The organism is Neisseria sp. HMSC075C10 (assembly GCF_001815615.1).
In the GTDB taxonomy this organism is placed as follows: Bacteria; Pseudomonadota; Gammaproteobacteria; order Burkholderiales; family Neisseriaceae; genus Neisseria; species Neisseria subflava_A.
In genome coordinates this window covers 23,057-29,613 of sequence record NZ_KV821256.1, presented here as the reverse complement: position 1 = coordinate 29,613, position 6,557 = coordinate 23,057, and the positions used below count along the sequence as shown (strand labels likewise).

The 6,557-nt window shown below is 51.5% G+C and carries 6 protein-coding genes; 3 read left to right on the top strand and 3 right to left on the bottom strand.

Annotation, left to right across the window (positions count from 1 at the left end; genetic code table 11):
- Nucleotides 1-44 precede the first annotated feature (44 nt).
- Together HMPREF3047_RS04340 and tsaE are read right to left on the bottom strand one after the other, a co-directional pair.
- The gene (locus tag HMPREF3047_RS04340; protein ID WP_070712297.1) at nucleotides 45-1,292 is read right to left on the bottom strand and encodes an N-acetylmuramoyl-L-alanine amidase; all 1,248 of its coding nucleotides are present in this window, start codon (nucleotides 1,290-1,292) and stop codon (nucleotides 45-47) included.
- Nucleotides 1,280-1,750, bottom strand: coding sequence for a tRNA (adenosine(37)-N6)-threonylcarbamoyltransferase complex ATPase subunit type 1 TsaE (gene tsaE, locus HMPREF3047_RS04335; RefSeq protein ID WP_070585766.1), 471 nt, complete (start codon nucleotides 1,748-1,750; stop codon nucleotides 1,280-1,282). The genes HMPREF3047_RS04340 and tsaE overlap by 13 nt, the downstream gene beginning before the upstream one ends.
- Before the next feature lie 171 nt (nucleotides 1,751-1,921).
- Between tsaE and pheA the strand changes: the two genes are divergently transcribed.
- From pheA to prfH, 3 genes are all read left to right on the top strand, one after another.
- Complete coding sequence (gene pheA, locus HMPREF3047_RS04330; RefSeq protein ID WP_070712296.1) at nucleotides 1,922-3,010, top strand: prephenate dehydratase; 1,089 nt, start codon at nucleotides 1,922-1,924, stop codon at nucleotides 3,008-3,010.
- A 397-nt stretch (nucleotides 3,011-3,407) separates the two neighbouring features.
- Nucleotides 3,408-4,541, top strand: coding sequence for an RNA ligase RtcB family protein (locus HMPREF3047_RS04325; RefSeq protein ID WP_070712295.1), 1,134 nt, complete (start codon nucleotides 3,408-3,410; stop codon nucleotides 4,539-4,541).
- 2 nt (nucleotides 4,542-4,543) lie between these two features.
- Nucleotides 4,544-5,182, top strand: a complete 639-nt coding sequence (gene prfH, locus HMPREF3047_RS04320; protein ID WP_083315946.1) for a peptide chain release factor H — start codon at nucleotides 4,544-4,546, stop codon at nucleotides 5,180-5,182.
- An 84-nt stretch (nucleotides 5,183-5,266) separates the two neighbouring features.
- Here the strand turns inward: prfH and HMPREF3047_RS04315 are convergent, their stop codons facing one another.
- Entirely contained in the window at nucleotides 5,267-6,496 is a 1,230-nt protein-coding gene (locus HMPREF3047_RS04315) for an HlyD family type I secretion periplasmic adaptor subunit (RefSeq protein WP_070712294.1), read from the bottom strand.
- Nucleotides 6,497-6,557 lie beyond the last annotated feature (61 nt).

Sequence of the window (6,557 nt, the reverse complement as noted above, 5' to 3'; positions counted from 1 at the left end):
GGCCGTCTGAAAAATTTTCAGACGGCCTTTGTTTCATCAAGCCATTATCCACGTTGTAAAACGGCGGTATTGATGTATTTTTGAATACCGGTGGCAATGGCTTGGGCGCATTGTTGGCGGAAGGATTCGCTGCCGAGCAGCCGCTCTTCGGTAGGGTTGGAGAGGAAGGCGGTTTCCACCAAAATGGACGGAACATCCGGCGCGCGGAGGACGGCGAAGTTGGCTTCGTCAACGCGGCCTTTGTGCAACTGGTTGAGTTTGCCCAATTCGGTCAAGACGGAATGGCCGAGCTTGCGGCTGTCGCGCAGGGTCGCGGTTTGGGTCATATCCAAAATGGCGTTGTCGACATTGGGGTTGCCACTGGTTTGTACACCGCCGATGGCGTCGGCGTTGTTTTGGGTTTGGGCAAGGAATTTTGCCGCAGAGCTGGTCGCGCCTTTGGTATTGAGCATATATACGCCGGTACCGCGTGCGGACGGGCTGGTAAAGGCATCGGCGTGGATGGATACGAATACGTCGGCATTGCGTGCACGGCCTTTGGCAACGCGTACGCCCAATGGGATAAAGATGTCTTCGTTGCGCGTCATGAATACGTTGTAACCCAAGGCTTCGAGGCGTTTTTTGGTTTCGCGTGCAATGGAGAGTACGACGTTTTTCTCTTTGAGGCCGCTCGGGCCGATTGCGCCAGGGTCTTCGCCACCGTGACCGGGGTCGATCATAATCACGGGACGGCGGTTGCCGCTGCTGCCGCGATTATTTTTAGGGGCAGGGGTGTCGTATGCGATATTGGTATTTTGACGTTGTTTGAGGATATTGCCGTTGAGCAAAGCCATCATTGGGTCGTTGGCATCTGCGCCGTGCGGATAAAGGTCGATAACCAAGCGGTTTTTGAAGTTGCCGACGGGTGCGAGTGCGAAGACTTGCGGATGGGTGCTTTGTTTGAGGTCGATGACGATACGCACGGTGTTGGGCGTATTTTGACCGGCACGAATGCTGCGGATAAAAGGGTCGTTAGACAGCACTTTGCTGGAAATACCTTGCAGGACGCTGTTAATTTCCGCACCTTGAATATCCACGACCAACCGGCTGGGGTTGTCCAACATAAAATGTTGGTATTTCATCGAGTGGTTGCTCTCAAGGGTAACGCGTGTGTAGGCGTTCGCCGGCCAAATGCGGACGGCAAGGAATTGCGCAGGAGAGGCCGGTTTGGCCAATGCGGCACCAACGGGCGTGAGGGTAAGAAATAGTCCTGTGCCTTGACGGAGAATGTGTCTTCTAGTTAATTTGACCATGATTCTAAACTTTTTCGGCCTTGGTTTGTGTGGGCGGAAAAGGTGCAGGTTCTGCCCTTATCGGTGTATGTCAACGTAATGGTAATGTCTGCCGGAGGCGTGAATTCCCCACCTTGCTGCGGCCATTCGATGAGGCAGATGCTGTCGGGCGCAAACAATTCGTCCAAACCGGCATCTTCCCATTCCTCAGGCATGGTAAAGCGGTAGAGGTCGAAATGGTGGAGGGTGAATGTATCCAGCGGATAAGATTCGACAATGGTGTAAGTCGGGCTTTTGACTGCGCCCGTATGCCCCAGTCCGCGCAAAATTCCGCGTGTCAGCGTGGTTTTGCCTGCACCCAGCCCGCCTTCAAGATAGATGGTCAGCGGAGCGGAAAGCTGCTTGCTCCATTCTTCACCCAGTTGCAGGGTTGCTTCTTCATCGGGCAGAAAACGGGTGTACAGTCCGTTTGAGTGCATGGAATAGGCCTTGTCGTTCAAAAGGCTTAATTATGATGGAATTGGCGGCGTTTGCAAACCTGATAGACGATAAAGTTAGATAAAGATAGTGTTGAGGCCGTCTGAAAACGGAATTCAGACGGCCTTTAATGTTAAAATGAAAATATCCCTCACAAAATTGCGAGACAGCTTATGCCTTTATCCATAGACGAACAATTATTGCCGCACCGCAATGCCATCGACAGCATCGATGCGGAAATCCTCCGTTTGCTCAACGAGCGCGCCAGTCATGCGCATGCTATCGGCGAATTGAAAGGGACAGGCGCGGTGTACCGTCCTGAACGGGAAGTGGCCGTTTTGCGCCGGATTCAGGATTTGAACCGCGGCCCTTTGCCGGATGAATCGGTTACTCGGCTGTTTCGCGAGATTATGAGCGAATGTTTGGCGGTAGAGCGTCCGTTGACGATTGCCTATTTGGGCCCGAAGGGAACATTTACCCAGCAAGCCGCCATCAAACATTTCGGCCACGCCGCACACACCATGGCGTGTACCACCATCGACAACTGCTTCAAACAAGTTGAAACGCGCCAAGCCGATTATTTGGTGGCACCGGTAGAAAACTCGACCGAAGGCTCAGTGGGCCGTACTTTAGACTTGTTGGCCGTAACCGCTTTGAAAGCCTGCGGCGAAGTGGTTGTCCGCATTCATCACAACCTGTTGCGTAAAGATAGCCACGAAATCGGCGGCATTACCAAAGTTTTCGCCCATGCCCAAGCCTTGGCGCAATGCAACGACTGGCTCGGCCGCAACCTACCCAATGCTGAACGTATCGCCGTAGCCAGCAATGCCGAAGCAGCGCGTCTGGTTGCCGAATCAGATAGCCCGAATGTGGCCGCGATTGCCGGACGTATTGCCGCGGAAATTTATCAGTTGAGCTTTGCCGCCGAGTGTATCGAAGACGAACCGAACAACACCACGCGCTTCTTGGTGATGGGCCATCAAGAAACCGGCCGCAGCGGCAACGACAAAACCTCTTTGGTCGTCTCCGCACCCAACCGTGCCGGTGCCGTTACTTCGTTGTTGCAACCTTTCACCGAGTTGGGCATTTCCATGACCAAATTTGAAAGCCGCCCAAGCAAATCGGTTTTGTGGGAATACCTGTTCTTCATCGATATCGAAGGACATCAAAGCGATGAAAATGTCCAAAAAGCCTTGCAGCTTTTGGGCGAACGCGCTTCCTTCGTGAAAGTTGTCGGCTCTTATCCGACCGTTGTTTTGTAAGGATTATTAGGCATCAAAGGCCGTCTGAAAAGTTTTCAGACGGCCTAAATTATGTTCTCAATAGTTGCCATTTATGCAACATTATTGGCAGATTGATGTCAGTAAGTTTGCATGATTGGAAATGAACACTCTATAATCCGAACGTTTTTAATATTTTCATGCAAAGAAAGGAGCAAGCCATGACATGCAATACTTCAATCCGCTCAATCACATTCTTTGCAGCCCAAGCGTCGGTCTGACTTTCGGATAACGCTTTTCGCATTCCATGTCGCCCGCTTTGGGCTGCTTTCCCTACGATTATCGGCTAGAAACCAGGCCGTCTGAACATTTTGCAGACGGTGGATACCTATTGTCATCTGTTGACGGTTTCTATCCGTTTTAAAGAAAGTATAAACACATGGGCAATTATCCCCATCATATTCAAATTATTGCCGATTCAAATACATGGATTGAAGGCAACGCTGTCGCACAGCTCGAAACCACCGCCCGATTACCGCATATGCTGTGCGTTGCCGGAATGCCGGATTTGCATGCGGGGCGCGGTTATCCGGTTGGCGCGGCATTTTTCAGCGACCGTCATTTTTATCCTGCCCTGATCGGAAACGACATCGGTTGCGGCATGGCGTTTTGGCAGACCAATTTACGCGCAGCCAAACTCAAACCGGCCAAACTCGCCAAACAGCTCGGCAACATCGATACGCCATTGGATAAAGACGAACAGGTCGATTTATTAGGCTACGCTGTCGATATGCGCCAATTTTCAGACGGCCTTGCCGTCGGTACGATTGGCGGTGGTAACCATTTTGCCGAGTTGCAAACCGTTGATACCGTTTATCGCGCCGATCTGCTCCCGATAGATTTTGATGAAAACCATCTGCAACTGTTGGTACATAGCGGTTCGCGCGGATTGGGCCAGCAGATTTTGCAACGTCATATTGCCGCCTTCGGGCATCAAGGTTTGGCGGAAGAGGGCGAAGCGGCGGCAGCCTATCTTGCCGAACACCAAGCAGCCCTTGAATTTGCCAGCCTTAACCGTCGTTTGATTGCGGCCAGAATGCTCGACCGTTGGCGCACAGAAGGAATATGCCTGCTTGATGTCCACCATAATTTTTTGGAGCAAACCGAGATTGACGGCACAATCGGTTGGCTGCACCGAAAAGGCGCAACGCCCACCAATAAAGGCTTGGTCATGATACCCGGCTCGCGCGGCGATTACAGCTATCTGGTCCGACCTGCCGAAGATTGCCAAATTTCGTTGAATACCTTGGCTCACGGCGCAGGTCGGAAGTGGCAGCGCGACGAATGCAAAGGCAGGCTGTCGCACAAATACACTGCCGACAGCCTGCGCCAGACCGAATTTGGCAGCGTAGTCGTTTGTCAGGATAAGGCCTTGATTTTTGAAGAAGCGCCGCAGGCTTATAAAAGCATCGACAGCGTTATTGCTGCTATGAAAAATGCAGGTTTGATTGAATTGGTCGCGCGGTTTAAACCTGTTTTGACTTATAAAACCGGCGGCGAGTGTGGAGCGTAAAGATGAAACAGAATACACCAGTGATTTATCTGCAAATTTCCACCGCGCAAGGGCCGGCAGAGTGCCGTATATTTGCCCGTTTCGTCTTGGGCAAGCTGTTTGCCGAAGCCCAAGTAAAAGGCATTGATGCCGAACTTGTTACCGAAACCGCCGATAAGCACGGCATTTTGTCGGCGACGCTCAAATTGGCAGGGCAGAAAGCCGAAAGTTTGGCGCAAACTTGGCAGGGGACGCTTCAATGGATATGCCCCAGCCCTGTCCGCCCGAAACATCCGCGTAAAAATTGGTATATAGGCGTTTTCCGCTTGCCCGATATGCCGCAGATGTATGAAATGCCGTCTGAAAACGGAATCGAGTTTCAAACCTGCCGTTCAGGCGGTAAAGGCGGGCAACACGTCAATAAAACCGAGAGTGCCGTCCGCGCTACCCATAAAGAAAGCGGCATTTCCGTGCGGGTCGAGAGCGAACGCAGCCAGCATGCCAATAAAAAATTGGCGGTAATGTTATTGGCGCAAAAACTGACGGAGCATCATGCCGGACAGGCAGGAAATTTTGCGCAGAAGCAGCACGCGCAACTCTATCAAGTTGAGCGCGGCAATCCGAAAAGAACGTTTGTCGGTACTGCTTTTAAGGAGAAGTAATTTGCCTGCCGGATAAGGAGGTATTTAAAACATAAATAAAAGGCCGTCTGAAAACTTTCAGACGGCCTTTTATCATTTTATCGATTAGCGTTCGCTTAACGCTTGTTTCATACGCGTAATTGGTTTGATCAGGTATTGGAAGATGGTTTTTTCACCGGTTTTGATGTCCACCGTTGCCACCATGCCCGGAATAATCGGCATAGGTTTGCCGTTTTTGTCTTTCAGGGAGTTGTTTTCGGTTTGGACGAGAACACGGTAATAGACTTGGTTCGGGTCGAGTTTCAGGTCGTTGGCACGGTTTTGCATGGAGTTGCTGACGGTATCTGCACCAACGAGGGTAACTTTGCCTTCCAAACCGCCGTAGATGGAGTAGTCGTATGCGCTGACTTTAACCAATGCAGGTTGGCCTGCGCGGATAAAGGCGATGTCTTGCGGACGGATATAGGCTTCGACCAGCAGTTTGTCGTCAACCGGGACGATTTGCATAATGTCTTCGCCTGCGTTCACAACGCCGCCGATGGTGGTAACTTTTATGCCTTTGACGATGCCGCGCATAGGTGCGCGGATTTGCGAGCGTTCAACCGGATCGGCACGCATGGCAACGTTTTCTTTGGATTGCGCCAGCTCGGATTCGGCTTGCAAAAGTTCGTTGTTGGCATCGGCTTTGTAGCGGTTGCGGCGCTCGGAAATTTGGGTGGCCAAGTCGGCAGACTCACGGCGCATTCTTAAGAGTTCGACTTCGGAAACGTAACCTTCGGAAACGAGAGGAGCAGTAATGGCAATCTCTCGATCAAGTGCAGCTTTACTTTGAGACAGGCCGTTGATGGCATCTACCATGACTTGGCGGCGTGCTTTGTAGGCGGCAATTTCGCGACGGCGCAGCTCAGGACCCACGCTGTCAGGGAAGGAGAGCTTGGTGCCGTAGGCTTCGGCTTTAAGACGGGCAATAGTGGCTTCGAGGTTTTCGACTTTGGCTTCGCTTTCTCGTAAAACGGCGGAGCTGCGCGTGTCGTCGAGTTTCATCAGAATCTGATCTTTCTCGACCATGTCGCCTTCTTTAACCATGATTTCGGTTACGATGCCGGGATCCAGGCTTTGGATTACTTGCTCACGGCTGCTGGGAATGATATTGCCGTTGCCGCGGGTCACTTCTTCGACAGGGCTGTTGTATGCCCAGATGACGAAGACAACCAAGAAAAGGAAGAATAGGATGATGACCCAAAATTGACCGCTGTGTTTTTCTTTTTGAAGGGCGGCATTGAGGTCGTTGATGAGGTGTAGGTCTTTGGATTTGACGTTGTTTTCGCGGCTCATAATCGTGTATCTTTATTGTGTTTGGTGGATTTTAACCATTAGGGCAGGCCGTCTGAAAGGG